We start from the raw sequence: 1,168 nt of genomic DNA, 5'->3' as shown, positions 1-1,168 counted from the left end.
AGTTCGGCCACCTCTTCCGAGTGTTGGCCGGTATAAGAGTCGCGAGCGTGGATGATGGCGGCAATTTTCTCAAATGCTGCTTTTGCCTGCTCTCGGAGTTTCAGGTGTTCGCGGAGGGAGATTTGCACGACGAAGAGCGGGACGAGCACGAGGAACGAGTACCACGGGGATATGGAATACACGATGGCGATGAGGATGGCCAGGATTCCCAGGGAGAAAACCTGGACGTACTGAACACGAAGTATGGTGCGAAGATGTAACCAATAGTTCACACCGCGTGAAAAATGTACCGCGCCTGCCACAATTGCAGCGTTAAAGACAGCAAAAACAAGAAATACAAACATGGCCCGAATGAAGTCCATCACGCTTGTATAAGGTGGCGACTGTCCACCCAAGACCTGGAAAAGAACGCCGGCCAGAACTGCAGCCACAGTTAGTTGACTTACATTGAATAATACAACGGCGATGTACATCGTCGGACTTTTTTTGCAAAACCGACGGCGAAGAAAAAGTTCGGCAAAAGTAGAGCTCGTGAGGATTATCAAGAGCGCTAGCTTCGGTCCTCCAACGAGGATTGCTCCCACCCCGACTGCGACAGCCGCCGAAGTCATGTGCCGAGCCATGAGTTGGACTTCGTACAATTCGCAGAAAAGGTCAAGAAACCCGAGAATAATCCAGGCCCAAAGGAAGGCAGGCGAGAGTTCAACTTCCCAAAGCTGCCAAATCGCTAAACCAATGCCTACCCCGATAATACCCGCAATGTAAAACCAAACTCTTCTGGAAAACTCGGGCACAGAGAAACATTCTAACAAAAAAACAACGGACCAACTGGTCCGTTGTCTTACTTACAGTTCGCCTTTGTCTCAATAGCTCAGGGCCCACCCCACTTGCTGTAAGCCCCGCTCAGAAGAAGCACAGTAAGAATGGTAAAGAGCATATAAAAACCACGCACGCCCAGAACCTTCACTGCCCGCCGATTCGCCTTCTCTACCATCGGAACCCATTTCATCGTTTATCCCCCCTTTGGCACAATTTCTCTACGTCACCCAGTGGCCACTCCTAAAGGTTTTTTCTAGGTGACAGCTATAATATACACCGGGGGCGGCCGGTTGTCAACACCGGAAGAAGGGACATTTGTGCCGTTCCTGGGAGAAGCGAAGTAAGACCG

Annotated in this window: 2 protein-coding genes; both read right to left on the bottom strand. The window is 50.7% G+C overall.

What is annotated here, in order from left to right; genetic code table 11:
- A partial coding sequence (locus tag H5T41_11255; protein ID MBC7109335.1) for a hypothetical protein occupies positions 1-794 on the bottom strand: 794 nt, incomplete at its 3' end.
- A 77-nt stretch (positions 795-871) separates the two neighbouring features.
- Positions 872-1,009: a hypothetical protein gene (locus H5T41_11250; GenBank protein MBC7109334.1), complete on the bottom strand. Its 138-nt coding sequence runs from the start codon at positions 1,007-1,009 to the stop codon at positions 872-874.
- Positions 1,010-1,168 lie beyond the last annotated feature (159 nt).

Source organism: Methanomassiliicoccales archaeon (genome assembly GCA_014361295.1).
In the GTDB taxonomy this organism is placed as follows: domain Archaea; phylum Thermoplasmatota; class Thermoplasmata; order Methanomassiliicoccales; family JACIVX01; genus JACIVX01.
This window is presented reverse-complemented; position numbering and strand designations above follow the sequence as displayed.